At 47.0% G+C, this 26762-nt stretch carries 27 protein-coding genes; 19 read left to right on the top strand and 8 right to left on the bottom strand.

All coding sequences use genetic code 11. The annotated features are described in order from the left end of the window. Nucleotides 1-26: 26 nt before the first annotated feature. A complete protein-coding gene (locus C792_RS0108965; RefSeq protein ID WP_017549137.1) occupies nt 27-1355 on the bottom strand; it encodes a YjiH family protein in 1329 nt (442 codons plus the stop codon). Nucleotides 1356-1558: 203 nt separating this feature from the next. Here C792_RS0108965 and C792_RS0108960 point away from each other — a divergent pair, with 203 nt between their 5' ends. Further along, the gene (locus tag C792_RS0108960) at nt 1559-2500 is read left to right on the top strand and encodes a dipeptidase (RefSeq protein WP_017549136.1); all 942 of its coding nucleotides are present in this window, start codon (nt 1559-1561) and stop codon (nt 2498-2500) included. Nucleotides 2501-2731: 231 nt separating this feature from the next. After that, complete coding sequence (locus C792_RS0108955) at nt 2732-4204, top strand: purine-cytosine permease family protein (RefSeq protein WP_017549135.1); 1473 nt, start codon at nt 2732-2734, stop codon at nt 4202-4204. A 148-nt stretch (nt 4205-4352) separates the two neighbouring features. Here C792_RS0108955 and C792_RS0108950 read toward each other — a convergent pair whose 3' ends face one another. After that, the gene (locus C792_RS0108950; protein WP_017549134.1) at nt 4353-4838 is read right to left on the bottom strand and encodes a hypothetical protein; all 486 of its coding nucleotides are present in this window, start codon (nt 4836-4838) and stop codon (nt 4353-4355) included. 102 nt (nt 4839-4940) lie between these two features. On the opposite strand from C792_RS0108950, the gene C792_RS0108945 reads away from it, so the two are divergent. The 11 genes from C792_RS0108945 to C792_RS0108895 all read left to right on the top strand — a co-directional run bounded on the left by C792_RS0108945 (nt 4941) and on the right by C792_RS0108895 (nt 16959). Further along, on the top strand, nt 4941-6083 hold the full coding sequence (locus C792_RS0108945) for an MFS transporter (RefSeq protein ID WP_017549133.1): 1143 nt from the start codon (nt 4941-4943) through the stop codon (nt 6081-6083). Between the two features lie 38 nt (nt 6084-6121). Next, nucleotides 6122-6421, top strand: a complete 300-nt coding sequence (locus C792_RS0108940; protein WP_017549132.1) for a hypothetical protein — start codon at nt 6122-6124, stop codon at nt 6419-6421. 72 nt (nt 6422-6493) lie between these two features. Then, nucleotides 6494-7687 (top strand): DUF418 domain-containing protein, encoded by a 1194-nt coding sequence (locus tag C792_RS0108935; protein ID WP_017549131.1) that lies wholly within the window; start codon nt 6494-6496, stop codon nt 7685-7687. Between the two features lie 244 nt (nt 7688-7931). Next, on the top strand, nt 7932-9029 hold the full coding sequence (gene pdhA, locus C792_RS0108930; protein WP_017549130.1) for a pyruvate dehydrogenase (acetyl-transferring) E1 component subunit alpha: 1098 nt from the start codon (nt 7932-7934) through the stop codon (nt 9027-9029). Next, nucleotides 9026-9994, top strand: a complete 969-nt coding sequence (locus tag C792_RS0108925; protein ID WP_017549129.1) for an alpha-ketoacid dehydrogenase subunit beta — start codon at nt 9026-9028, stop codon at nt 9992-9994. Before pdhA ends, C792_RS0108925 begins: the two co-directional genes overlap by 4 nt. A 14-nt stretch (nt 9995-10008) precedes the next feature. Then, nucleotides 10009-11259, top strand: coding sequence for a dihydrolipoamide acetyltransferase family protein (locus C792_RS0108920; RefSeq protein WP_017549128.1), 1251 nt, complete (start codon nt 10009-10011; stop codon nt 11257-11259). Nucleotides 11260-11264: 5 nt separating this feature from the next. Continuing rightward, the gene (locus tag C792_RS0108915; RefSeq protein WP_017549127.1) at nt 11265-12413 is read left to right on the top strand and encodes a Leu/Phe/Val dehydrogenase; all 1149 of its coding nucleotides are present in this window, start codon (nt 11265-11267) and stop codon (nt 12411-12413) included. Nucleotides 12414-12499: 86 nt separating this feature from the next. Then, the gene (locus C792_RS0108910; RefSeq protein ID WP_017549126.1) at nt 12500-13177 is read left to right on the top strand and encodes a response regulator transcription factor; all 678 of its coding nucleotides are present in this window, start codon (nt 12500-12502) and stop codon (nt 13175-13177) included. After that, entirely contained in the window at nt 13174-14175 is a 1002-nt protein-coding gene (locus C792_RS0108905; protein WP_017549125.1) for a sensor histidine kinase, read from the top strand. The genes C792_RS0108910 and C792_RS0108905 overlap by 4 nt, the downstream gene beginning before the upstream one ends. Nucleotides 14176-14282: 107 nt before the next feature. Continuing rightward, the gene (locus tag C792_RS0108900; protein ID WP_017549124.1) at nt 14283-15041 is read left to right on the top strand and encodes an ABC transporter ATP-binding protein; all 759 of its coding nucleotides are present in this window, start codon (nt 14283-14285) and stop codon (nt 15039-15041) included. After that, nucleotides 15031-16959, top strand: a complete 1929-nt coding sequence (locus C792_RS0108895; RefSeq protein ID WP_017549123.1) for an FtsX-like permease family protein — start codon at nt 15031-15033, stop codon at nt 16957-16959. The genes C792_RS0108900 and C792_RS0108895 overlap by 11 nt, the downstream gene beginning before the upstream one ends. 25 nt (nt 16960-16984) lie before the next feature. Here C792_RS0108895 and C792_RS0108890 read toward each other — a convergent pair whose 3' ends face one another. Further along, entirely contained in the window at nt 16985-18037 is a 1053-nt protein-coding gene (locus tag C792_RS0108890) for a C45 family autoproteolytic acyltransferase/hydrolase (protein ID WP_017549122.1), read from the bottom strand. Nucleotides 18038-18212: 175 nt separating this feature from the next. Next, nucleotides 18213-18788, bottom strand: coding sequence for a histidine phosphatase family protein (locus C792_RS0108885; protein ID WP_017549121.1), 576 nt, complete (start codon nt 18786-18788; stop codon nt 18213-18215). Nucleotides 18789-18912: 124 nt separating this feature from the next. Between C792_RS0108885 and C792_RS0108880 the strand changes: the two genes are divergently transcribed. Then, a complete protein-coding gene (locus C792_RS0108880) occupies nt 18913-19407 on the top strand; it encodes a GNAT family N-acetyltransferase (protein WP_245537534.1) in 495 nt (164 codons plus the stop codon). 15 nt (nt 19408-19422) lie between these two features. Beyond that, on the top strand, nt 19423-20337 hold the full coding sequence (locus tag C792_RS14430) for an alpha/beta hydrolase (RefSeq protein WP_017549119.1): 915 nt from the start codon (nt 19423-19425) through the stop codon (nt 20335-20337). Between the two features lie 23 nt (nt 20338-20360). Here C792_RS14430 and C792_RS0108870 read toward each other — a convergent pair whose 3' ends face one another. Further along, nucleotides 20361-20567, bottom strand: a complete 207-nt coding sequence (locus C792_RS0108870; RefSeq protein ID WP_017549118.1) for a hypothetical protein — start codon at nt 20565-20567, stop codon at nt 20361-20363. Between the two features lie 93 nt (nt 20568-20660). Here C792_RS0108870 and C792_RS0108865 point away from each other — a divergent pair, with 93 nt between their 5' ends. The 3 genes from C792_RS0108865 (at nt 20661) to C792_RS0108855 (ending at nt 22855) form a co-directional block, all read left to right on the top strand. After that, nucleotides 20661-21302 carry a GNAT family N-acetyltransferase gene (locus C792_RS0108865; RefSeq protein WP_017549117.1) on the top strand — a complete coding sequence of 214 codons (642 nt, stop codon included), beginning with the start codon at nt 20661-20663 and terminating at the stop codon, nt 21300-21302. Between the two features lie 125 nt (nt 21303-21427). Continuing rightward, nucleotides 21428-21784 carry a SpoIIAA family protein gene (locus tag C792_RS0108860; protein ID WP_017549116.1) on the top strand — a complete coding sequence of 119 codons (357 nt, stop codon included), beginning with the start codon at nt 21428-21430 and terminating at the stop codon, nt 21782-21784. 168 nt (nt 21785-21952) lie between these two features. Continuing rightward, nucleotides 21953-22855 carry a cation diffusion facilitator family transporter gene (locus C792_RS0108855; RefSeq protein WP_026090303.1) on the top strand — a complete coding sequence of 301 codons (903 nt, stop codon included), beginning with the start codon at nt 21953-21955 and terminating at the stop codon, nt 22853-22855. Between the two features lie 27 nt (nt 22856-22882). Here the strand turns inward: C792_RS0108855 and C792_RS0108850 are convergent, their stop codons facing one another. The 3 genes from C792_RS0108850 to C792_RS0108840 form a co-directional block, all read right to left on the bottom strand. Further along, the gene (locus tag C792_RS0108850) at nt 22883-23278 is read right to left on the bottom strand and encodes a hypothetical protein (RefSeq protein WP_017549114.1); all 396 of its coding nucleotides are present in this window, start codon (nt 23276-23278) and stop codon (nt 22883-22885) included. A gap of 130 nt (nt 23279-23408) precedes the next feature. Continuing rightward, nucleotides 23409-24011, bottom strand: coding sequence for a 30S ribosomal protein S4 (gene rpsD / locus C792_RS0108845; protein WP_017549113.1), 603 nt, complete (start codon nt 24009-24011; stop codon nt 23409-23411). Between the two features lie 229 nt (nt 24012-24240). Next, nucleotides 24241-24711: a GAF domain-containing protein gene (locus C792_RS0108840; RefSeq protein WP_017549112.1), complete on the bottom strand. Its 471-nt coding sequence runs from the start codon at nt 24709-24711 to the stop codon at nt 24241-24243. A 303-nt stretch (nt 24712-25014) separates the two neighbouring features. Here C792_RS0108840 and C792_RS0108835 point away from each other — a divergent pair, with 303 nt between their 5' ends. Beyond that, the gene (locus C792_RS0108835; RefSeq protein WP_017549111.1) at nt 25015-26709 is read left to right on the top strand and encodes a septation ring formation regulator EzrA; all 1695 of its coding nucleotides are present in this window, start codon (nt 25015-25017) and stop codon (nt 26707-26709) included. Nucleotides 26710-26762 lie beyond the last annotated feature (53 nt).

The following is a 26762-nucleotide window of genomic DNA, read 5'->3' as shown; positions in this document are numbered from 1 at the left end:
GCCAAGGGCCGGGACCGGGGATGAAACTAGAAAATGATATGTGCAATGACAGTGATGATGGGCAGTGTAATGACAGTTCTGAGAAGGAAGATGATGAGCAGTTTCCCCAGGCCAACAGGGACTTTGGAACCCAGTATGACCCCGCCGACTTCGGAAAGGTAGATGAGCTGTGTGATACTCAGAGCTCCGATGATGAACCGCGTGATGTCTGAAGAAACCCCTTCAATCAGAATTGCAGGCAGGAACATATCTGTGAAACCGATGAATAATGATTCAGACGCCGCGACAGCTTCGGGAATTCCCATGAGTTCAAGAACAGGCACAAATGGTGCACCAAGCCATGTGAAGAGAGGCGTGTACTCTGCAATCATAGTACCGAGTGTTCCTATTGCCATGACAATAGGGAGTACGGAAAACCACATATCTCCGACAGTTTTCGTGCCATCTTTCAGGTAATCCGTAAAACCATCGGCTGTCTCAGCTCTGTCCATTGCTTTTTTGTATCCCCATGTGAATGGATTGTAACCCTTTGGAATGGTTTCATCGACGTCCTGACCATCAGTATAGTAATTGTCTTTGATCAGGGACAAGGGCGGAATCCTTGGCATTATGAATGCAGCAACAAGCCCGGAAACAATTATAGTAATGTAGAAGGCGGCAAAATAATTCATCAGTCCGATGAGGTCCAGTATTACAATGCTGAATGTTATCGAAACAACAGAGAATGTTGTTGCAATTACAGCCGCCTCACGTTCGGAATAAAACCCTTCCTCATACTGCTTGCTTGTCAGGAGAACCCCTATGGTGCCGTCCCCTACCCATGAAGCGAGGTTGTCCACTGTTGAACGGCCGGGCAGTGTGAACAGCGGCCTCATGACTTTTGCGAAAATCGAGCCTACAAACTCCAGAAGCCCGTAGTTCAAAAGCAGTGGGAGCAGCAGCCCTGCGAACAAGAACACTGCAAATAATGTAGGAAGCAGGTCGTTGAGCAGCATGCCGCCAGTAACATCGGAATTGATGGCTTCTGGACCGACTGTCATGATTGCCATGACTGAGAATACCGCACCGACGGTTCTGAGAATGACCCACATTGGATTTACAGTGAACAGGTTGGCGAGAAATGCATTTTTGGGCCTGTATATCCAGCTGAAGATCAGGGTGAGCAGTGCGGATATGTTGATGATGATGACAACAATCAGGACGATCGTGTCATATCCAAGGGATTCATTAAGTAAGTTGGCAAGGAAAGCTACCGGAATGGTCGTTTCCCCATCGATGTTCAATGGATATAGAAACATAAGGATACCGATCAGTGACGGTATTATGAATTTTAATAAAGTTGCATTATTACGCATAAAACTTCCTCCCTTTGTTATAATTATACATGCAGCGGACGACAAGTAAATACACAAAATATAGAAAACGTTTTCATACCCATAATCAGTTTATACGCAACGGTATATTAATGCAAATATTAATTTCAAATGTATAAAGATTTAATCTGTTTTGAATAGTCGGACTATATTGCTATCATTGAATCTGTAAAGGAGAGGATAGAATGAAGGTCATCGATACGCACTGTGATGCCCTGCTGAAGCTGCAGGGTGACTACCGGGACAGTTTTCGTACAGGAGAAAGAGTGCTGGATTACAGAAATGCAGATAAGCTTGATACAAATGCGGGACGATTAAGGAAAGGAGATGTAAAAGTCCAATTCTTCGCGATATTCATCGCTCCCGGCATCCCCGATAATGAAAAATGGCAGCACGCCCTTGAGCAGGTGGACTGCTTCTACAATGAAGTGATAGCTCAGGAGGGCTTTGTCCATATCAGGAACTTCACTGAAATAAATGAATTGAAGCCGGACCAGGTTGGAGCGGTACTTACATTAGAAGGTTCGGATGCTTTCGGCAACGACCTGGTGAAATTGAGAACCCTGATCCGCCTTGGAGTCATGTCACTCGGCCTTGTATGGAACAATGCGAACCTTGTCGCAGATGGCGTAGGCGAGAACCGCATGGCAGGACTGACGAATTTTGGCTACAAGGTCATTGAGTGCTGCAATGCACATGACGTGCTGATAGATGTCAGCCACCTGAATACTGCCGGCTTCACTGACGTTATTGATAAGGCAGACCGTATCTTCGCTTCCCATTCCAATGCAAGGAATGTGTTCGATCACCCAAGAAACCTGTATGACAGCCAGATCAGACAGATCATAAAAAAGGGGGGGATGATCAACATAGTATTCAACCCGCCCTTCATAAAAGAGGGGGATGTCTCGATTGAAGATCTGTATCCCCACATAGACAGGATTTTAGAACTTGGCGGACGTGACAATATTGGTATTGGTTCTGACTTCGACGGTATAGCTTCTTATGTAGATCGACTCCGGGATGCAGGCGATTTCCCGAATCTTTCAGATGCAATCGATCAAAGATACGGCAGTGTTTTTACCGCAAAAATCACACATGAAAATTTCATCAATTCATACTGCTGAATGCTTTTAAGACACCTTCTGTCAGAAGGTGTCTTATTTTTTTAGAAACATAATTTCTCATAAATTATGTTTTTTGTTTCATTATTAATAGGGTGAATAATATAAACTGATGTGTACTTATTCACATGAAGTTGGTTTAACACTGATATGCCTGTTGATTTAATTGTGCAAGTGGTTTATAGTGTAAAAGTCGCTTAAATATAAAATTTCAAAAGTTTGGAGTGGATATTTATGGGGTCTGTGAATGTGGCAGATCGTGGGAACGAATCACACGAAGATGATTACTCATTGGACAAGGTTCCTTACGGGGAACGCAAAATGGGTTGGTTCAGCATAACCAACATAACTTTCGGAATCGCAACAGCGATTTTTTATTTTCAGCTGGGAAGTGTCATGGCGCTTCAGTTCGGTGCCGTCAATGCACTGATATCAGCCGGCTATGCCATCATAGTCGCAGGAATCATGGGCACCATCATCTCTTATCTGTCCGCAAGAAGCGGAATGAATGTCAATTTAATGTCGCGCGGAGGGGGATTTGGATACATAGGCGCCTCTCTGACATCGCTTATCTATGCTTCCAATTTCATCATGTACTGTGCTTTCGAAGGTATGATACTGGTCTATGCAGTACATGAATTTTTTCCGATAATTCCGGTATGGCTGCTCATAGTCATCTTTGGTTCACTTGTAATTCCATTGAACTGGTTTGGCATAAAACAACTGGATAAGCTGCAGAAATGGTCACTGCCGATATTTTTTGCATTTCTGATTGCCGCAATTACAGTGGCGGTTTTTACGACTTCTCTTTATGAAGGACGATTCTGGACTTACATGCCTGAAGGGGTGCAGGTCGGCGGTACGGCACTCCTGCTATGCATCGGCATGCAGCACGGCATCATGGGACTGACTGCGCTTCTTGCAAGTGACTATGCCCGCTTCCTTAAGCCCGGGCATATCAGATTCGGCTCGGTTGCCATCGGATTCATTCCGCAGATTTTCTGTTACGGAGTCATGGGCGGTCTCGGTATCTGGTTTGGCGTCCGTCTTGCGGAGCCGAACCCGGGCGTATACATCGTCCAGCTGCTTGGTATCGGCGGTGCATTGTTTACGATGCTGACCCAGGTCCGCATCAATGTCACCAACATTTACAGCAGCTCACTGTCACTTTCCAATTTTTTTGAAAATGTCTGCCGGTTTACACCCGGCCGCAGATTCTGGATAGTAGTCGCGGGGCTCACGGCAATGATTCTGATGCTCGGCGGCATCGTTGATCATCTGGATACTGCTCTGACATTCCAGGGTGTCTTCCTGCTTGCGTGGGGTGCCGTACTGATTACGGATGCGCTCGTCGTCAAGATGTTGCTTAAGATAGGCCCTGCCTTCTATGAGGCACGCCAGGAAAATCTGTACAAATGGAATCCGGTGGGGGTGGTCTCACTAATTATAGCCAGCGGCCTCGGCACAGTGGCGGCACTCGGCTACATGGGGACATTCCTTGAAAGTACTGCTGCATTCTTTGCGTCAGCGCTGGCTGCGATACTGACCGTTCTGCTGGCAGTATTGACCAAGGGCAGGTATTACCTTAAGAATGAAGTCAATGACATTGATCCTGAAGACATATTATTTGAACGCAAAGAACAAAATGTAAAGCCGGGCAGTGTTGGCCGTCCGGCAGCGGTGAACGCAGAGAATCTGGAGAAGTGATCCGTGAATAATCAGTGTAAAATGACTGGACTTATCGTCACTGATGATGTATCATTATATAAGCAAATACGGACTTATGATTTTACAGATCTATATAAATGGATTGCCGATAGAAGAAGCTCAGGGCGCTTGGCGCCCTGAGCTTCTTCTATTCCGCGTTCAGTCCCTTGTATTCGTCAAGCACTCTGTCATAATCTTTCTGTACCTTTTCCTCCTGGGATCTGACTGTTTCGAGCATTTCATCAGCCTCTTTTGTAAATTCATCATCGAAAGGGTTTCCTGCTATGAATGTCCTGTTGAATTTGCCGATATTTGCGGTCAATTCATGCAGTGAGCCGATATACGTGAGCATATCTTCCTTGAGTGCTTTGTGTTCATCAGAACTGACTTCGTAATTCTGTATTGTAGTTTCAAAATCCTCTATTGCAGGGATCATTTCTTCATAGATGATTTTGAGCTGTGTTTCACGGTCATCAGATGCTTCGATTTCTTTGTAATAGTCCTGGAAATCAGCCTCAATTTCGCTCTGGTTCCTCTCGAATGCATTGTACATCGCACCTAGTTCCTCCTGGTCCTGGGCCTGACATCCTGCTATCAGGAATCCTGCCAGAAGTATGGGAATCAATCTTTTCATTTTGCCACCTCATGCATATTCTATCATGTATGTGTCTTTCGGCCCAGCCGGCCGGCTCTCTGTTCAGCCGGATATTACATTATTTTTGAAATGGAGTCAAAGATGAATAAAAAACTGTTAATTACATTTACTGTGGGTGTATTCCTGCTCGGTATGATGGAACTCATCATATCAGGAATCCTTGAATTGATGAGTGATGACATTGGCATATCCCACGCCATGACAGGACAGCTGATTACTGTATATGCAGTCAGTTTCGCTGTCTTCGGACCGCTGCTGGTAAAAATGACGGAAAAATTCAGGCCGAAACCAGTCATAATTGCCTCGCTTGTCGTCTTCATAATCGGTAATCTCATATTCGGGATATCAAATACATTCCTCATGCTTTCACTCGGACGTGTCGTCACGGCAGTGGCCGCTGCGGTGTTTATCGTAAAGATAATGGATATGACAGTGCTGCTGTCACGTCCTGAGATCAGGGGGAAGATGATTGCACTTGTCTATATGGGATTCAGTGCCGCCAATGTCTTCGGAATCCCGATCGGGACGCTGATCGGTCAGCAGTTCGGATGGCGCATCATTTTCTGGCTTGTAATCATCATTGCACTATTGGTAGGCATCGGCATCCTGTCGCTCGTTCCTGACAGGAAAGGGGAAGAGCTCGGTGAGCCGGTGCAGGATAAGGTCCTTGATAAGAGGAACGTTTTCCTCTACATCGGCGTAACCATGGCGGTGCTGATAGGGAATTATATCGTCATCGGCTATATTTCGCCGCTTATGACATCCAATGGTTTTACGCTGGAAAGTGTCTCGGTCGCACTGCTCATTGCAGGTGCGGGAGGCATGACCGGGACATACATCGGAGGTCTGCTCGTGGACAGGATCGGAAGCAAGCGGACCATCATCTATATGCTTATACTGTTCATGATATCGATGGCGATACTGCCATTGCTGTATGGTACACCAGTGCTTTTCTACATCAACCTGTTCCTGTGGAGCGTCTTCCAGTGGAGTACGAGCCCGTCGGTTCAGAGCGGCCTGGTCGAGAACGTCCAGGGTTCTGCAGCAATGGTATTCAGCTGGAATATGTCAGGGCTAAATCTCGGCATAGGAATCGGGGCAGTCATCGGGGGGATCTACATCAGCAATTTCGACATCAGTTTCGCTCCGTGGCTGAGTGTTGCCATCGTTGGGCTCGGTCTCCTGTCCGTATCATTTGTACGGGAACATGAAGAAATAGTATAGTAGATGAAGTATCAATAACAATGACTGGGTGATTCGTTTTGTTCATTAGACTGATTCTTACCATTGCACTCTCATTTTTCGTGATTTACGCCATAAATTTCTTTGACATTGCCTCGCTTGAATACGACATCAGAACTGTTGCTGCAACTGTCGTTGCAATCATAGTCCTCAGGCTGCTATACAGCGTGTTCACCAGGTTCATGAAGGTATTCCTCTTCGTAGTGATATTCCTGCCGATAGTGGGTCTGATCATCTATTATATCTATTCATATGTGACAGGGAGTCCGGTCGAATTGTTCGATATCGGTTCCCTGGTAGAAAGGGCTCAATCATTTTGAGTCCTTTCTATAATTCTATGAAAGTATTGGTGTATCATATTAATCAATGAAAATATCCGGAGGGGATTGGAAATGAGACAGGATTATTTGCCGGTCGGACAGTCGGAAAGGGTACATGAAATCGATTCGATGAGGGGGGTTGCGCTTCTCGGCATTCTGATGATGAACGTCATGGCCTTTGCAGGGCCGGCGATCGAAGAACAGTTCACCGGCGAGTCGAGTGATATTTATACAGAGGGGGCGAATTCGTCCGTCATCATGTTCATCAATACTTTCGTCACCTCCAATTTCTATACGATGTTCTCATTCCTTTTCGGCCTGGGTTTCTATATATTCCTTTCCCGTGCGGAAAAGAAACCGGGGTCCGCTTCGCTGCTCTTCCTGAGGCGGATGATGATGCTTCTTGCATTCGGACTGTTTCATGCCATTTTCATCTGGTATGGGGATATACTGACCGTCTATGCTGTGACCGGTATCATTCTGTTAATCTTCTATAAACTGAAACCGGCGGTCAATCTGGCAGTAAGCATTGTCATACTGCTTCTTGGCACGGTGTTTACAGCCGCCATGTCACTGCTGCTTTTTGCAGCCGGTGGCGATTTCGGCGGGAACGGGGACTATGATCCGGGGTTCAATATGGTTTCTTCCTTTCAGCAGGGCGGATATATCGATATTCTTAACGTGAACATATCTGTTTTCAGCATCATGACATCAAGTAATATTACGATGATCCCGCTTGTGCTGGCAATGTTCCTGCTCGGGCTTTATGCAGGGCAGAAGCGTATATTCGAGAATCTGGCCGCCCACAGAAAACTGTTGGTATGGACAGCAGCGGCGGGCCTGGGCGCAGGGACACCCGTCAAGATTCTTGTCGGTTACGGTCTTACCTACATGATGGATGATCCGGCATGGGCTGTTTTGACGCTGCTCGCCTATACAGTGGGTGGACCGCTGATGTCACTCGGTTATATCGCGCTCTTCATCCTCATTGTACAGAAGTTCAAAACAGTGACGGAACTGCTGCAGCCGGTGGGGCAGATGGCGCTGACCAACTATATCATGCAGAGCGTGCTGATGACGGGACTGTTCTATGGTTTGAATCTGTTCAACAGAGTGGATGCCGTGTGGTTCATCCCCATTGTATTGGCTGTTTTCATGATACAGATGGTCCTGAGCCATCTGTGGATGAAGCTTTTCAGATTCGGCCCGCTTGAATGGGTTTGGAGGACTGTCACATACGGCACTGTCATGCCGATCAGGAAATGATTTTCCCGTGATCGAAACAGGGGAGTTTCATTTCCACTTGGAAAATTTGTCGGGAAAAGGAACTCTGAATAAACTAAAAAGCCGCCAGGCGATGGTTGGTTCAAAACAAAAGGGAATTGGAATAAATTAAAAGATTATAGGTCGGATAGGTCTTTTTCATCGTTAATATAACAAACATTTCAAATATTTCAGGAAGATGTTATAATAACTTTGTAAGCGTTTACAAAGGAATAGGGGGAGAAATATGTTGAATCCTTTTGATGCAGAGGCGCAGTTTGAAGGAATCGGAAAACTTTACCCGGTTCTCCGCATCATCGATGAGGAAGGGGAAATCATCGATGACACCCTGTACCCCGATATTAGTGATGACGAACTTGTCGAACTTATGAAGCGGATGATCTGGGGCAGGATATATGATACACGGGTGACCAATCTGAACAGGCAGGGAGTACTCGGAAATTACGCTCCGAGCGGCGGACAGGAGGCAAGTCAGCTTGCGAGCCAGTTTGCTCTTGAACCGGAGGATTATCTGCTGCCGACATACCGGGACATCCCACCCCTCGTGATGCACGGTCTGCCGCTTCATAAGGCTTTCCTCTGGTATAAGGGGCATGTGGAGGGCAATCTGTTTCCCGAAGGCTTGAATGCCATGCCGCCCCAGGTCATAATCGGTGCCCAGATCGTACAGGCGGCGGGGCTTGGGTTGTCTTTCAAGTTGAGAAAGGAAAACCGTGTGGTCCTTACATATATAGGGGATGGGGGCTCTTCACAGGGCGACTTTTACGAAGGATTGAACATGGCGGGAAGTTTTGATGCAAAAGCCATTTTCATCGTCCAGAACAACGGTTTCGGAATATCCACTCCGCGCGAAGTGCAGACGCGGGCGGCCACCCTCGTTCAGAAGGCGGCTGCCGCCGGAGTATTCGGCATCCAGGTGGACGGCATGGACCCGCTGGCGGTCTTAAGCGCTGTGAAATTTGCAAGGAAATATGCAACAGAGGGGCGGGGGCCGGTATTGATCGAGACCCTCACATACAGATACGGACCGCATACCATGAGTGATGATCCGACCCGCTACCGTGATGATGAGGAACTGACGGCCTGGGAGAAGAAGGATCAGCTGATACGGATGAGGAAATTCCTGCAGAAAAAGGGACTCTGGGATGACAGGATCGAGTCGCAGACAGAAGAACAGGTCCGCCTTGAAATTAAAGAAGCTCTTGAAAAAGTCAGGAAGACACCCGGACAGACTGTGGATGACTTCATCGATAATATGTATAGTGTGAAACCCGGATTCTACAAAAGGCAGCAGGAAGGATATGCGGGGAGGAAACATTCATGAGACAGCTAACCATTGTACAGGCACTGAATGAAGCTCTTGCCATAAAGCTCCAGGAAGATGGAGACACACTGGTTTTTGGAGAGGATATCGGTAAAAATGGCGGAGTGTTCAGAGTGACCGACGGCCTGCAGGATAAATTTGGTGAAAATCGTGTATTTGATACACCACTTGCTGAAAGCGGGATTCTGGGCATGTCCATCGGACTTGCGGAAAACAAGTTCAGACCGGTCCCCGAACTGCAGTTTTTCGGCTTCGTACTGGAGGCGATGGACTCGATTGCCGGACAGATGTCGAGATACAGGTACCGCACCGGCGGTACGAAGAATCTCCCGATTACGATCCGGGCACCGTTCGGGGGCGGCGTACACACACCAGAGCTGCATTCAGACAGTTTTGAGGGCATGGTTACACAGGCACCCGGGATAAGGGTGGTGGTGCCAAGCTCTCCGTATGATGCCAAAGGTCTTTTGATATCATCAATCGAATCTGACGACCCGGTCCTATTCCTCGAGCATCTGAAGCTTTACCGTTCTGTTAAAGAGGAGGTCCCAAAAGAAAAATATACTGTGCCGCTCGATAAAGCGAATATCGTTCGTGCCGGCGATGAAGTGACTGTCGTGGCATACGGCCAGATGGTGCATGAGGCGGTTTTGGCTGCAGAAAAAAGTGATGCTTCGGTCGAGATTATCGATCTGCGCACCATTTCACCGATTGACATGGATACGATAGAAAAGTCCGTCAAAAAGACCGGCAATGTGGTGGTGGTACAGGAAGCGCAGCGGTCATCCGGTGTGATGGGGAATCTGTCAGGAGAGATTGCCGAGCACTGCTTCATGTATCTGGAGTCACCTCCAAAACGTGTTACACCTCCGGATACGACTTTCGCTTTCGGGGCTGCCGAGAATATATGGATACCGGACAGCGTGAAAATTGAAGAGACAATCAGGGAAACTCTGGAGTTTTAGGAAGGGGTATGAAAATGGGGTATGAATTCAGACTGCCCGATATAGGGGAAGGGCTGACTGAGAGTGATATTACAGGCTGGCTCAAATCAGTGGGAGACCATGTGAAGGAAGATGAGCCGCTGCTTGAAATCCAGAACGATAAATCGGTTGTGGAAATCACATCACCGGTCACTGGAATCGTTGAAGATATAAAGATAAAAAGCGGTATTGCCAAAGTCGGGGAGGTGCTTGTGACCATCGATGACGGATCGGGAGAAAACCGGGAGGAACCGGTGCAGGAATCAGCCGAAAAAATGGCTGAAAACAGCACTGGACCGTCCGGGGAGGAAAGAGGCGGCGCACCTCTGGTGAATAAGAAATTCATTGTTGACGGCGTGGATATCAGGATGCTTGCAGTGCCGAGTGTCAGAAAATATGCGAAAACAAAAGGGGCCGACCTGACACAGGTGGAAGGCACGGGAAGGAAGGGGAGAATAACCAAAGAGGATATCGACCGCCACATAGATTCTTCCGACACTGATGCGGATAGACAGGGAGCTTTGTCCGGAGAAGAATTTTCCTACAGGCATGAATTACTTCCTCCGATGAGAAAAGCGATTTCGAACGCTCTTCTCGACAGCGTAACAAAGGCGCCACAGGTGACTGTTTTCGATGCCGTCGATGCCCGGCGTCTCATCGCGCACAGGGACCGTTTCAAAGGGCAGGCTGCTGATCGGGGCATCAGGCTGACATATACGGCTTATGCAGTTTTGGCGATGGCTTCCCTGTTGAAGCGGCACCCGGCGCTTAATTCCGAAATCGATGACGGGGGCGGAAGTCTGCGGATCAAGGAGTTTTGCAACATAGGCGTTGCCATCGATGCACCTTCGGGTCTGATCGTACCTAATATCAAGCATGCAAACCGGTTGAATCTGCTGGAAATCGCAGATGGAATTACCGATATGGCTGACAGGGCGCGGGACAGGAAACTGACCTCATATGATATGGAATACGGCTCCGTCACAGTGACCAACACAGGCTCCATGAGTTCATCGGGTGTCCATATGACACCTCTGCTCAATTACCCGGAAGCTGCAATTCTCGGGCTTGGCCGTATACAGGATGAAGCGGTTGTGAACGGGGAGAAAGAAATAGAAGTGAGACCGATGATGAAACTGTCCTTCACATTTGATCACAGGATCATTGACGGCGCGCATGCCACACAAATAATCGAAGATTTGAAGGTGTTTCTGGCAGATCCTGAAACCATATTATTCGAGGGGTGACTACAATGGGGATCAGAGATATTGAGAAAATGGAAACAATGGGAGATTTTGAAATCATGGAGAGGATTGCAGGTCACGAGCAGGTGCTGATCTGTAACCGTCCTGAAGTGGGACTCAGGGCGATCATTTCCATCCACGATACGACTTTTGGACCGGCGCTCGGCGGCACGCGCATGCAGATGTACAATTCATTTGATGAAGCACTGGACGATTCACTGAAGCTTTCCAGGGGGATGACCTACAAGTGCATCGGTGCGGATGTGGACTTCGGCGGCGGCAAAGGGGTGATCATCGGCAATCCGAAAACAGACAGGAAACCGGAACTGTTCAGAGCCTACGGGCAGATGGTGGATTCCCTCCATAAAAGATTCTATACCGGAACGGATATGGGAACAGAAATCGGAGACTTCACCCATGCACTCAAAGAAACCAGGCAGATTGCCGGAAAACCCCCAGAATTCCACGGTGGCGGAGACTCAAGCGAACCGACTGCACTGGGTGTAATATACGGCATTGAAGCGGCGAATAAAGAACTCTATGGGACCCGTGACATTGCTTCAAGAACTTATGCCGTCCAGGGGCTCGGAAAAGTCGGTTTCAAAGTTGCAGAGCACCTGCTCGCACGTGGAGCAAAGATATTTGCCGCGGATATCAGCGGTGATTCAGTGAAGGCAATTGCAGACCGTGCGGATGCTCTTGACGGTGAAGTTGAATTCGTTCCGCTGGAAGATATATACACGGTGGATGCTGATGTATTCGTCCCATGTGCCATCGGTGGTGTCATCAATGATGAAACGCTCAAAGACTTCAGGATGCAGGCCATCGTCGGCAGTGCAAACAACGTTCTGGCATCTGATGCTCATGGTGAGGTGGTCCATGAACGCGGTATATTGTATGCGCCGGATTATATCGTCAACAGTGGCGGTCTAATCCAGGTGGCGGACGAACTGTACGGGGCGAATCCGGACCGTGTGATGACCAAGACCAGGAACATCGGCCACTCGCTTGAACGGATTTTCGACATTTCGAAAGAGAGAAACATCGGTACTTTCAGGGCGGCAGATGAGATGTGTGAACAGAAACTTGAACTCAGACGGAAGATGGACAGCATGTTTTCTGCAGAGGGGCGGCCAAAATGGGATTTTGACAATTAGACATTGCTTCACGATACAAAATGTCCGGTTTCATATATAATGGAACTGGATATTTTTATTTTAATTGTCGGATGGGTAGGGATTACATGTCTGGAATTTTCATAATAGAAGATGATGAGAGCCTGTTCAGGCAGCTGGAAAAGAGGCTTGCGGAGTGGGATTACAGTGTATTCGGCGTCACCGATTTCTCAAATGTTATGAATGATTTCATCAAAGGGGAGCCGGATCTTGTGATCATAGACATCACCCTCCCTAAATATGACGGCTTCTACTGGTGCCGGCGGATCAGGGACATTTCCAGCCTGCCCATAATCTTTCTGTCTTCCAGGGATCATCCGACAGATATGGTCATGAGCATGCAGATGGGCAGTGATGACTATATACAGAAGCCATTCAATTTTGATGTGCTGGTGGCGAAAGTCCAGGCGCTGCTGAGACGGGTATATCAGTATCAGAATCAAGACATGGATGTCGTGAAATTCAGGGATGCTCTGTTCGACTTCAGGAAATTGACAATTTCAAAGGAAGATGAGCATGTGAGCCTGACCAAAAACGAATCTTTCATCCTTTCCATACTTATGAAGAGCCCGGGACAGGTCGTGGCGCGTGAGTCCATCATTGAGCAGCTGTGGGATGATTCTAAATTCATAAGTGACAATACGCTTACAGTGAATGTTAACAGGATCCGGAAAAAACTCGAAGACATGGGGCTTGCGGATGCAATCATCACCAAAACTGGACTGGGCTATATGATCAGGGAGTGATTCTCATCTATATCAAACAGAAAATGCCGTGGATACTGGTGTTCTGTCTCCTGAGTCTGTCGATTCTCATACTCGGTCTGCTGGATACGGAAATACCGGGTATATCATTGATATATATTGTTGTCGTCAACCTCGTCATCTTTTTGATCTTTTTGGGCGTCGATTATTACAAAGGCAGAAAATACAGGAAGGAATTCAAAAGCCTGGAGAGAATCAGTGACATTGACACTCTCCCGCCACCTGAGACCCCGTACGAGAAGATGGTCGATGGTAAAATGAAAAAGTTCCTGAAAAACCACAATGAACTTCTTGAGAGGGAATCCATGAAGACGAGTGAGAACCTGGATGAGATGACGAAGTGGATCCACGATATGAAAATGCCGATGACCACAATGAAGCTTATGATCGGCGATCTGAAAGACTCCAAAAGGCAGGGGCTTGAAGAGGAATGGCTGCGCCTTGATTCAATGCTGAATGAAATGCTCTACGACAGGAGGCTGTCAAACATCAGCAATGATCTGTATATCGAAAAAGTCGAGGTGGAGCAGGTCATAACGGCCGCCCTGCGGAAACTCCGGGCACTGTGCATGGAAAAAGGGATCGGTTTCAATCTCGATCTTCGTCAAGCTCATATGGAGACGGACCTCAAATGGTTTTCATTCATCATCGATCAATGCATTATGAACAGTGTTAAGTATTCGGAGAACAGTGATATCGATATTGAGAGCTTTATGGATGAAGAATGGCCGGTGCTCGTGATAAAAGACAGGGGCAGGGGTATAAGTGGACAGGACCTGCCGAGGATCTTTGACGCAGGATTCACATCCACAAGCGATCACGGAGACAGCCAGGCCACGGGGATGGGGTTATATCTTGCCCGGGAAGCGGCGCGCGCGATGGACATCAGACTGCATGTCGAATCTGCTTACGGCGTGGGTACTACAGTCACTGTGACATTGCCTAAAAAGAACAGGTTCCAGCATGTTTCAACCATGTGACAAAAGTGTCACATGGTTTTGTATTTATGTAATGAGAATCAAACGAAACTTTTGGATCCGGGTCCTATTATATAACATAGAAACAAATTAGAGACGGAGGGATCGTCATGATTCTCGAAGCAAAAGATATTAAAAAAACATATGGAAACAGACTCAACAGGACTGAGGTATTAAAAGGGATCGACATGAGCATAGAAAAAGGGGAGTTTGTCTCGATAATGGGGGCATCAGGCTCCGGAAAGACCACGCTGCTGAATGTGCTCAGCTCCATCGACCGGGTGACCAGCGGTCACATCATCATAGAAGATCAGGATATTACCGGGCTGAAAGATAAGAAGCTCGCCAATTTCAGGAAGAACGACCTCGGCTTCATATTCCAGGAGTATAATCTGCTCAATACGCTGACGGTCAAAGAGAACATACTTCTTCCGCTTTCCATAAGGAACATGAAAAAGCCGGAAGTTGAAAAACAGTTTGAACTTGTCGCGAATGAACTCGGTATATTCGATATTCAGGACAAATATCCGGATGCAATTTCAGGCGGACAGATGCAGCGTACCAGTGCTGCACGGGCATTCATCCATCAACCCAAGATCATTTTTGCAGATGAGCCGACAGGCGCCCTGGATTCAAAGGCGGCGAGCAATCTGCTTGGGAAACTGCAGACTCTGAATGAACTGAGCAACTCCACAATCATGATGGTTACGCATGATGCCACAGCCGCAAGCTATTCCGGCCGGGTGATTTTCCTGAAAGACGGTCTTGTGTACTCGACTCTCCGACGCGGAGAAAGTTCCCAGGAATACTTCTACAAGGAAATCATGAATACACAGAGCGTGCTGGGTGGTGTCGGCGTTGAATCTTAACAGCATCATTCTGAAAAACTTTTTTAAGAATATGAGCAACTATATACTGTACATCTTTGCTCTCGTGTTCAGTGTCGCACTGTACTTCTCGTTCGTGCTGATGTCAAAGGATGAAAGTGCACAGAAAGAGATTTCCTCCGGAACAATGATGTCGACGGGGTTCCTGGTCGGTTCGGTCCTTTTGGTATTCATCATCGTCGCTTTTGTCATGTTTGCGAACGCCATCTTCCTGAAAAGACGCAACAGGGAACTCGCATTGTTCCAGCTGATCGGCCTGAGCGGAAATAGAGTCTTCAGGATATTACTGCTGGAAAATGCGATGATCTACTTCGGCAGCCTGATACTCGGCATAGGATTCGGTTTCCTTGTATCAAGGATGCTGCTGATGATACTGCTTCGGGCAATGCAGATAGATCTGCCGGTCGGTTTGAGCTTTTCAATCGATGCCGTTCTTCAGACGGCGGTGCTGTATATCGTCATTTTCGCACTCCTCATGATACAGAACTTCGTCTTCCTGAAAAGGACGAGACTGATCAAGATGCTCAATTTGGATCGTACGAGTGAGTCGGGGCGCAAGAAACTTGGTGTTGGAACCATGGCCTTCGGTATCATTGGACTGCTGATGATCATATCCGGCTACTGGCTTTCCGCTAAGATCTTTGATTTTGGCATGATCATCGTGCCGCTTCTGTTTGGCATCCTGTTTCTGACGATAATCGGGACATACATCACCTTCAAATTTTCAGTCGCCTTTATCTTCAATATGATCAGAAAGTCAAAGGGCGGCCATGTCAATGTGAATGACGTACTGTCACTGACAAGCATCATGTTCAAGATGAAATCCAATGCATTCCTGCTGACATTGATCAGTGTGGTAAGTGCGCTCAGTATGGGTCTCATGTCCCTGTCCTACATCAGCTACTATTCAGTGGATAAGACTGTGGAGTCCCAAATACCCGAGGATTATATTTTCTATGATGAGGAGGGGCTGCACTACTCCGAAGAGATGCTTCAGGAAGAGGGGGTCGGATACGAAATCGTCGAAAGGCCTCTGATCGAGTATGAAGTAAAAGATGAGGGAGCCGTCGATATCGACCGTGATCAGGCGGGGCATACCGGTCAGCGGGACATGAAGTTGAATGTGGTCAGTGATGAAAGCGTCGATGAAGTTGATGTGGGTGAGAACCAGACGGTGGTCACCGGTGTACAGTCGTACCTTGACTCGGTTGTATCATTTGAAACAGGACAGCCGCTCACGTTTCACAGCGGGGATTATGAACACACACTTGAATTGGGGAAGATTGAGTCCGGGGCGGTTCTTCCCTCATTCATATCCTTCGGCATGCCGACAGTGATAGTGGATGAGGCAGTCTATGAAGAGATGGAATCCCGTTACACTCCTGATGAGGAATACCCAAAACCAGAAGCGATGTATGGACTTGAAATCACAGGGGAGGACAGCATGGAAATCTATAACATGATGGACATAGAGGAGCATCCTGGGTTTGAGTCAAAAATCAGCCAGTATACGAATCTGATGCAGACGACAGGCATGATGATGTTCATCATTGGATTCGTCGGATTTGCTTTCCTTCTCACATCAGGATGCATACTCTATTTCAAGCAGATTGGTGAAAGTGAGGATGAGAAGGAGAGCTACAGCATTCTGAGAAAGCTTGGCTTTTCCGAAAAGGAAATCATGAAAGGACTCTCCATCAAGATGATCATCACATTTGGCATACCGCTGCTGATCGGTCTGCTCCACACATATTTTGCAGTCAAGGCGGGCTGGTTCCTGTTCGGGACAGCTATGTGGACACCTATGCTCACAGTGATGGGTGGATACATCATTCTGTACTCCCTGTTCGGTGTCCTGTCGCTCCTGAATTACAGAAAAGTGGTCAGAAGGAGTATGTAGCGAAAAACCTTTAATGCTTATTGCATTAAAGGTTTTTCATTTTCCGCCAGTCGGCGTTTGTGAATTTCAGGTCTGTATCCAGTGTCCCTTTTATCTCTTTAAGACCGACCTGTCCACCCTGCAGCCAGCTTTTGAAATTGAACTTATTCAATGTAGTGTTCTCTCCGAGACGGATGCCCGCGACAAGATTGTTCTTATCATAGAAGCTTGTGTGTATCGTTCCGGCCCAGCTTTTATAATTATCCACAAAAAGACCGTATCTGCGGTCTGTGAACAGCTCGATGAGTTCGGATTCTGAAGGGGAGCCGGTGCTCTCAAGTATCGTCAGGCGTTCCAGAGAGTCGGTCAGATACCTCCGATTTTCTATTTCGAGCATTTCATAATGATTCGTACAGACGTTGGATTGCCTGAATGCGATGTCTCTGGCTGATGTTTCCGCGATGAATGAGTCGTTGCCTTTGTCCTGGACGACATAGCTGAACCCGCCACGGTGGGGGAGTTCTTTTAAAAGTTGTCTGGCATCATCAGCATTTCTGCACAATTCAAGTATGAATCTGCCGATGATGAAGCATGTGAAACCGTCAAAAGGCTGTTTCCGATTCATGAAATTATAGCCCATCACGAGGCCGTGTTCATTCATGCCGTCCATCCTGCCCGTTACGCGAGAGGCAGGTCCGATATGGGCGAATCCCTGCGCCGGCTGGAACAGTTTGTACATGCCGTCGTATGTGTTCGGATGATAATCATAATTCCTGATGAAACTGTGTTCATCAAAGTAGACGCTGCACCCTGAATCCCTGGGTGACACTCTGTAGTGGGCAAGATTCAAAAGGACTTCCATGTCCGAAATTTCCAGTTCATCCTGCAGTCCCTGAAGCTCCTCCCATATGGCGGGTGCGAATTTCTGATAGAGACTTTTCGTTTCCGCATAGTCTAGGGAGAACTTTGGACGTCTTTTGATCCACTCGTAGTTCCTGTTTGCCATATAGGGCGTCTTTTTAAGCTGTTGTGCCTGCAGGACGCCATACTCATAATGACCGCCTCTGAATTCCTGTATTTTTGAAACAATTGTCTGCATTTCACTGATTACTCCTAAACAAAGTTTTTGAAAACCATTCTCACAAAAACGGTTTATGTGCTTTAATTTATATCTCATGTTAACACAGGTGGCATTGCATTGATTACATTCCATTTTTGATTATCAGATTCCGTCACAAGCCGAGGCAAAAAAAAGAAGTCCATGGCCTTCTTTTTTATCTGTCGACTGCAGGCTGGGTGGTGATGTTGAAATCACTGACCGACCACTTGGAGTCTACGCATTCGATATGACTCAGGCTGCAGTTATCCAGTTTAGTTTTGAACATATGGATCTCGTCGCTGCAGAGGGAGAGTATGGATTTTATCGTCCGGGAGTGGGCCGTCAGCAGGATATGCTTATCCGGGTATTTACGCTCTATCTCATTGATTGCTCTGGCCACCCGATTTGACAGTGACTCAAAAGTCTCGGCGCCCGGGAAGATTCCGTCGGGGTATTTTGTCTGGATATCATCTATATGATGCCCTTCAAGCGGTCCGAAAGACTGCTCTTTCAGTTCGTCCATGGTCTCGATCTCAAGGCCGTGGTATTCATTGATTATCTCGGCAGTCCTGTACGCTCTTATTAGAGGGCTCGAGATGATGGCATCGAAATGATAATCTTTCAATTTTTCACAGGCGCATTCCGCCTGGTATTCGCCCTCGTGATTAAGCGGGATGTCTGAAGCGCCCTGAAGTTTCCTCTGGGCATTATAATCCGTCAGTCCGTGCCTTACCAAACAAATTTTCGTCATGTTTTCACCTCATGGATATTTATATATACATATTAACATGATGTGCAAACTTTAGGCGTTCAGGGGAAACTCTGATAAAATGGAAGTGGATACCGGAAGTACTTTTGAGGGAAGAGGGTTGATAATGGAGATTCGGGCGATTGAAATGAAGGATATTGAAAGTTTCTTGAATTTGCTGGCTTCACTGGATTCATTCGGTTTCGGGCGATTCAGCGGAGATGAAGTCATGACCGTTTCAGACATGGAAAATCTGTTTTCAAACGTACTCCAGGATGCAAGGAAGCAGATTCTGGTTGCACTGGATGATGGGGAGATGAAAGGGTATATGAATCTTTTCGGCAACAATGTCGAGATGACGAAACACCGTGCGAACGTCTCTCTGGGAATCAGGGAAACGGCGGAGCAGGACCGTATCGGAAAAGAGCTGCTGAATGCAGGTATCAGATGGGCGGCGGACAACGGCATATACCGTCTTGAATTATCCTTGCCGGTCAACCGGTCGCATCTGATTGAGTTATACAGGACACTTGGTTTTCTGACGGAAGGCGAGCGCATTGATTCACTCCTGATAGACGGTGAATATACCAATGAACTCTACCTTTACCGTCTGATCAACTGATGGAGGCAGGACTACATGATATTACAAAGTTTCTATATAGGAGACAACCATGCGGAAGTTACTATGATGCTGGGCGAGAATCCTCTGTATCAGAAAGAGGGACGGCCGGCGGTCGTCATATGCCCGGGCGGCAGCTATATGTATGTGTCTGACAGGGAAGGGGAGCCTGTTGCCTATGAATTTCTGGCAAAAGGGTACCATGTTTTCATCCTGAGATACTCGACCATCGGTTCCGCCATCCAGCGGGAAGGCAGGAAGGCCGACCGGGATGAACTGTATCAGATAGCATCAACCGTCGCAAAAGAGACCGTCCTCGGCTCTGAATTCCCGGGGCCACTGACAGAGCTTGCAAAAACAGTGACATTCATCAGGGAGAATTGCCATGAGTTCAATGTCAATCCCGATAGGATTGGTGTGGCGGGGTTCTCGGCCGGCGGCCATCTTGCGGCAAGTCTCGGGGTCCACTGGAACACTAAATGGCTGGAAGAGAAGGTCGGGAAGGAGCCGAGATGGTACCGGCCGGATTTCCAGGTTCTGGGATACCCGATTCTTGATTATCTGCTCAACAAGGAAATAGCGGACGCCCGCGGGATAGGGGATCCGCAGTATATGTCGGTTGCATCACGTATGGTATTCGGGAGCGAACCGGATGAAAGTATGGTGCGGATGGCCGATCTCAAACAGCATGTTTCAAAGGACACGCCGCCAACCTTCATCTGGCATACAGTGGAGGACCAGCTCGTGTTCATCCAGAATTCACTGGATTTTGCCAAAGCGCTGGAATCTCACCGCATCCCGTGGGAACTTCACACTTTCCAGCATGGACAGCACGGATTGAGCCTGGCGACAGAAGTGACAGGAATCGCAGACGCTCGGGCAGCTGAATGGAAAAATCTCATGTTCAGCTGGCTGGATGCCACTCTGAGGTAATACACAATAAAAGACGCTGTCAATCAGCGTCTTTTATAGTCGATTTTAAATTGGGTGAAAGTCTCCGTATGACTCGGGTATATAAACTGCACAAACTTGCTGCCTGCTGCCTGTTTCATTTCCTGATTTATATATGCAGCCTTGACGCTGTCTTTGACCTTGTCGCTACGGATGAATCTGAAATCCGTCTCGTTGTTCGTGCTGTCCTTAACCTTGACTATGATTGCCATATGCACCAACTCCTCATAAATAATATAGCCATTTCAAATGAAATATAAACATCTTCAATAACCCGACTATCAAAATTCAAAAGGAAGTGTCACATGGAATTCAGAAACTTGGATATGAATGATCTGGAGGAGATTATCGCGCTCCAGAATGCTGTCTATGATTCATTGGGAGATAAGGAAGTGCTCGAAACGCTTACGAAGGAAGAATTCGCGGAGATAATCAGGCAGGGGTATATCATCGGCGTCTTCAAAGGTGATGTGCTTGTTGCTACGCGCTCGATGTATATCCCGCCTGCAGACGAACCGGAACACCTTGCAGATGATGCGGGCATAAGTGGTAAAGATCGTGTCATCTATTCCGAAATCACTTTCATCGACCCTTCTTCAAGAGGGCAGGGCCTGCAGACAGAGATGGGCAGGGATCTGATCTGCCGCGTCAGGGAGTCCGGGAATTTCGATCATATACTGACAACGGTCATGCCGGGAAATGTTCCAAGCTTGAAGGACAAATTCAGGCTCGGTTTCAAAATAGTGAAGACGACTTACAAATACGGTGGCAAAAAGCGTCATATCATGCAGCTTGATCTCTTTGATGCACCGGCTCCAACCGGTGAGGCTGAGAATGTGCATTTCCGGGATACAGAGTGGATGCTTGCCAACAGTGAAGGCTATATCGGTGACAACCTGACAGGGGAGTATATCACTTATTACAAAAAAAATAATCATAGAATGTGAAGGATTGTATATACAATCCTTCTTTATTTTCGGGCAATCCACATTTAAATTTCATATAAATTGTGTTTTATCCGGATGGAAAGGGTAGTGAGGAGGGACGTATAAAATCAAGGAGGGAACTGGATTTGATAGAGCTGGAGGAAAGTGAATATCCAAATCTTGTCCAGATGACAGTTGATGGGAAAATGACAGAAGAAGATGTGGAAATGATTGAGACGTTCATCGACGAACATTACGGACACGAAGAGACATTGAATGCGCTTGTAGATATAAAAAATTTTGAGGGTACCGATCTTTTGGGAATCGTAAAAGGAATACTTGTGGACATCAAACATTGGAAAAAATATGGGAAGTTTGCAGTAATCACCGATTCAGTATTGGTCGAAGGAGGTTCGGAAATCTCAAATCTTGCCCCAGGCATTGAAGTGGAACAGTTTGACCGTGCACAGAAGGATCAGGCATGGGAGTGGCTAAAAAAGTAAGACGCCCAGGGCGGAAGATAAAGCTGATGATATCGGGGGTATAGATTACTATGCCCCGGATATCCCCCATGTCCAGATGAGCGCTTGAAAACGAGGGGATATACTGTTGCCGTGCAAGTTGATATAATGGTACCGAAGAATATAAGATGGAATGAAGAGGTGAGAATGATGGGGCAGGATCATCATGACCACACGCACGGCGCCAATAAAAAAGTGCTTCTCCTGAGTTTTATACTTATCGCATCATTCATGGTCATTGAAGCAGTCGGAGGGTGGCTTACGAACAGCCTCGCATTGCTCGCAGATGCAGGGCACATGTTCAGTGATGCAGTCTCGCTTGCGATTGCACTTGCAGCTTTCAAATTCGGTGAGAGGGTTGCGGATTACAGCAAGACATATGGATACAAGCGCTTTGAAATACTGGCCGCCGTATTCAACGGCGTGACCCTGGTACTCATTTCCGTCTTCATATTTTACGAGGCGGTACAGAGGTTCATGGAGCCGCCTGAAGTTGCGTCCGGCGGCATGCTGCTTATTGCAGTTATCGGCCTTGTAGTGAATCTGCTGGTTGCATGGATATTGATGCGCGGGGACACGGAACACAATCTGAACCTGAAAGCTGCATTTCTGCATGTAATAGGGGATATGCTCGGTTCGGTCGGAGCCATCATTGCCGCGGTCAGCATCATGCTTTTCGGCTGGGGCTTCATGGATCCTTTGGCCAGCGTAATCGTTGCTGTTCTCATCCTCATCAGCGGCTGGAGGGTCACGAAAGAATCGCTCCATATCCTGATGGAGGGCGTGCCGAAGGATGTAAACCTGGATGACATAGCAGAATCATTGAAAAGCATAGAGAGGGTGGAAGGGATACACAGCCTTCATGTATGGAGTATCACCAGTGGCCAGAATGCAATGAGCCTCCATGCGGTTGTAGAAGGAGACCTGACTGTCCACGAATCGCAGGTAATCATCGGTGAAATAGATGAAAAAATGCAGGAAGAGGGGATCGGGCAGGTGACGGTCCAGATTGAATGCAGGCATCACGGGCACGATGAAAACATAGTATGCTGAACAGAAAAAGAGCCGTACGGCTCTTTTCTACAATACGTCCAGCAGACCCAGCTGCATCTTCAATTTTTCAATGGCTTTCTTGTTAGACTTCTGTCTGATGAGGCCTTCAGCGGCACTGGAGATTACACTGACGGTTGTGCTGTCGTCATCTCCGGTTATTTTCAGATGTACGACAGCCGGATTCAGATCCTTGATTCCTGTACCTATATAAAACAGATATTCATCATCCGGTAGGTCATGGTGGTCTATGGGTACAGTGATTTCCCGGATTTTATCGAGAGTCACTTCCGGAGGCTTATCCACTGTAAATTCCGTTTCAAACTGGTCCAGCTTGACCAGGAAGTTAAATACTTTTCCTGTTCCGTGCTGCTGCGCCATGATTTCCGATATTAGCTTCTTGTATGTCTCATCTGAAAATTTCATCGAATTGCTCCCTTTACTTGCTGTTTAATATACATGTTAGCATAATGATTTACGGCAATACAAAAAGCCCTGATTCCAGAATGAGGTAAACCTCAAAGAATCAGGGCTTTTCTGATTGAAGGCAGAGCTATTATCTTGAGTAGTACTCAACGATCAGCTGTTCATTGATCTCAGCAGGAAGCTCAGAGCGTTCCGGTTGACGTACGAATGTACCTTCAAGCTTTTCTTCATCGAAAGTCAGGTATTCAGGTATAAAATTGTTATACTCGATAGCTTCTTTGATGATGTCGAGGTTGCGTGATCTTTCACGAAGACCGATAACCTGTCCAGGTTTCAGCACGTAGGATGGGATGTCCACACGGCCGCCGTCTACTGTGATGTGGCCATGGTTTACAAGCTGACGTGCCTGACGGCGTGTTCTTGCAAGACCGAGCTGGTATACCACTGCATCGAGGCGGGAAGCGAGAAGGATCATGAAGTTCTCACCATGAACACCTTTCATCTTGCCTGAACGGTCGAAGATTGTGCGGAATTGACGTTCGTTGATTCCGTACATGTAACGCAGTTTTTGCTTCTCCTGAAGCTGCATGCCGTACTCTGACATTTTCTTTCTCTGCGTCGGACCGTGGTCACCAGGCGCGTAAGGACGACGCTCCAGTTCTTTGCCGGTACCAGTCAGGGAAATGCCGAGACGACGGGATTTTTTCCAGATTGAACCTGTGAATCGAGCCATTTTGACTCCTCCTTAATGTGTTTAGTTTATGCAACAAACATCATAAGGGTGACAACCACTTACATGGGCATGCGATTTAAAGTGCCTTCGCCTAATAGCATCAGTTACACAGCACACCTCTTGAGGGGACCGCATACTGGCATGTAATAATTATCCGCTACTTAATCCGTTTATTTACACAATTAGTAATTCTACATCACCATGCAGCATAAGTCAATGGATGATATGATTATATGTGGTTTTTCAGTACAGCTACGAATTCTGCGAGACCGGCACGGTCTTCTTCTGTGAATCGCTCGTATACAGGCGCATCGATGTCGAGCACTCCGATTGGTTCACCGTCTTTATAGACAGGTATGACGATTTCCGATTTGCTATTTGCATCACAGGCGATATGCCCCGGGAATTCGTTGACATCGTCAACGATGAATATATCGTTGCCCTTGAATGCAGTGCCGCAGACCCCTCTGCCGTTCTGTATGCGGACGCAGGCAGGAAGGCCCTGGAAGGGACCGAGTATGAGTTCATCCGTTTCTTTTCTATAGAGGTAGAAACCGACCCAGTTTACATTATCCAGGAATTGATTGAGCAGACTCGCTGCATTTGACAGATTGGCAATCCGGTCTGTTTCGTCTTCGATCAGTCCTTTCAGCATCTGGTTAAGCTGTGTGTAGTCTTTGATTTCAACTGCCGTATACATTGCATCACCTTCATCTTTTATAAATATTATTAAATTATACAATCTTTTGAAATCTGTTTCAATCTTTAGATTTTTAATATAATAGAACACCGGAACCCGAGTATTAATGGTAATATATTGATAGTTGGAATTTTTCTTTTTATACTTGCCATCCGGAAGCGGGGATTTTCAGCTGACACATGCTGGAAAAACGGCCGGAATCATAAATTGTAGCATCGAATTTAACGACTGATTTGTATATTTAAATGTTTTTTGTTCCTGTCATTTAAGCTATAATTGAATATATGTTTAGGAGGTAGCTGTATGTGGGTTTATGTTTTAATCGTGCTCATCCTTTTGGCGATAATCGGGATGGGTGCACTATTATACATGCGGAATATAAGAAAAGATGAAATTAGCAGTCAGCAGTCCAGGCTTGAAGAAGTGAAAGCACTGCCTTTCCAGGATACCCTGGTCAAGGTGAAGGACTACAATCTCCATGGTGAGGCACTGACTCTCTATAAAAAATGGCAGTCTGACTGGCAAAATGCATTGAACAGCTCCCTTACTGAAGCAGAAAAAGAACTGGGCTCGGCATCAGAGGATGTCGACCGGTTTCGTTTTAACGACGGGCGGGAAAAAGCAGGTTCTGTAAAAGAGACGCTTGATGGAGTGGAGCAGCAATATCAGGCACTGACTTCTGAAATCGGTCAGCTGCTTGATTCCAATGAAGCTGGTGAGAGAAACTTCAATGAATCGGAGCAACTGTACAGGGAAGCCAAAAGGGATGTTCTGGCAAACGGTCATAAGTTCGGTGACTCCCAGCCTTCGCTTGAGAAACTGATTGAGGCTTACGAACCTGAACTTCAGGAATATGAACAGCTGGTGAATGCAGGAAACTATGTGACAGCGAACAAGCACATCAACGATGTCCATGAGGAACTCTCGACATTAAAAGAGAATATGGACGAAATCCCACTGCTCATCAAGGATGTGCAGAAGGAACTCCCGCAGCAGTTCCAGGAGATCAGATTCGGCTGCCGCGATCTTAAAGCGGAGGGCTATGACCTTGAACACATCAAAGTCGAGGGCAAACTGTCCACGCTGAAAGGTAAACTGAATCTCGTTGAACCGCTGATCACCCGGCTGGAGTTGGATGAGGCGAGGGCGATCCTCGATGATATCAATGCGCAGCTTGATGACATGCTTGAGCTTGTGGAGCATGAAGTCCGGTCAAAGACGAAGGTCGATCACGAACAGCATATCATCACGGATGACCTGTTCCATGCCAAGGATCTCAACTACACGCTCAGGACAGAAATCGAGTATGTGAAAGAGCAGTTCCACATCAATGAATCCGACATCCATAAAGTCCAGAAATTCGAGCATGAAATAGAGAACCTCATCGATGTTTACGATGAAATCACTACTGAAATGCGAAAGACGACGGCGAGATACAGTGAAGTGCTTGATAACCTGGAGTATATCAAAGAGAACATCGGTGCCATCAATGATGAACAGAAGCAGATACAGGAGTACCTGATCACCCTCCGCGAAGACGAAGCAGAAGCCAGGGAAAATGCACTCCTTGTCCAGGACAGGAAAGAGGACATATACAGGGAGCTGATGGGCTCCAATATGTCTAGCGTTCCTGAGAAATTCCTGGTCATGAAAAATGAGCTTGACATCGATGTCAAGGAGATACACAAGTACTTTGAGCGCCGGCCGCTGAATGTCCAGTATATAAAGGACAAGGTGAATCATACTGTACTGCTGCTCAACAAGTTCAACCAGGAGGCATATGAAATACTTCAGGAAGCACAGCTTACGGAACTTATGATTCAATACGGCAACAGATACCGCCGGGATGACCATGATTTCAACACGATGCTGAATGAGGCGGAACGCCTGTTCAAGGAGAACCGTTATAAACGTGCGCTCGAGATTGCGAAAAACGGGCTCGAAAAGGTTGAACCGGGTGCAGCGGCAAGAATTGAAAGAGAATTTGATAATGAATAATCAAAGGCGGCTTGGGATATTTATATCCCAGGTCACTTTTACGTAAGGAGTGG

The organism is Salinicoccus carnicancri Crm, assembly GCF_000330705.1.
GTDB classification, from domain to species: Bacteria; Bacillota; Bacilli; order Staphylococcales; family Salinicoccaceae; genus Salinicoccus; species Salinicoccus carnicancri.
The sequence above is the reverse complement of the archived record's forward strand: the minus strand, read 5'-3'. Positions and strand labels throughout refer to the sequence as shown.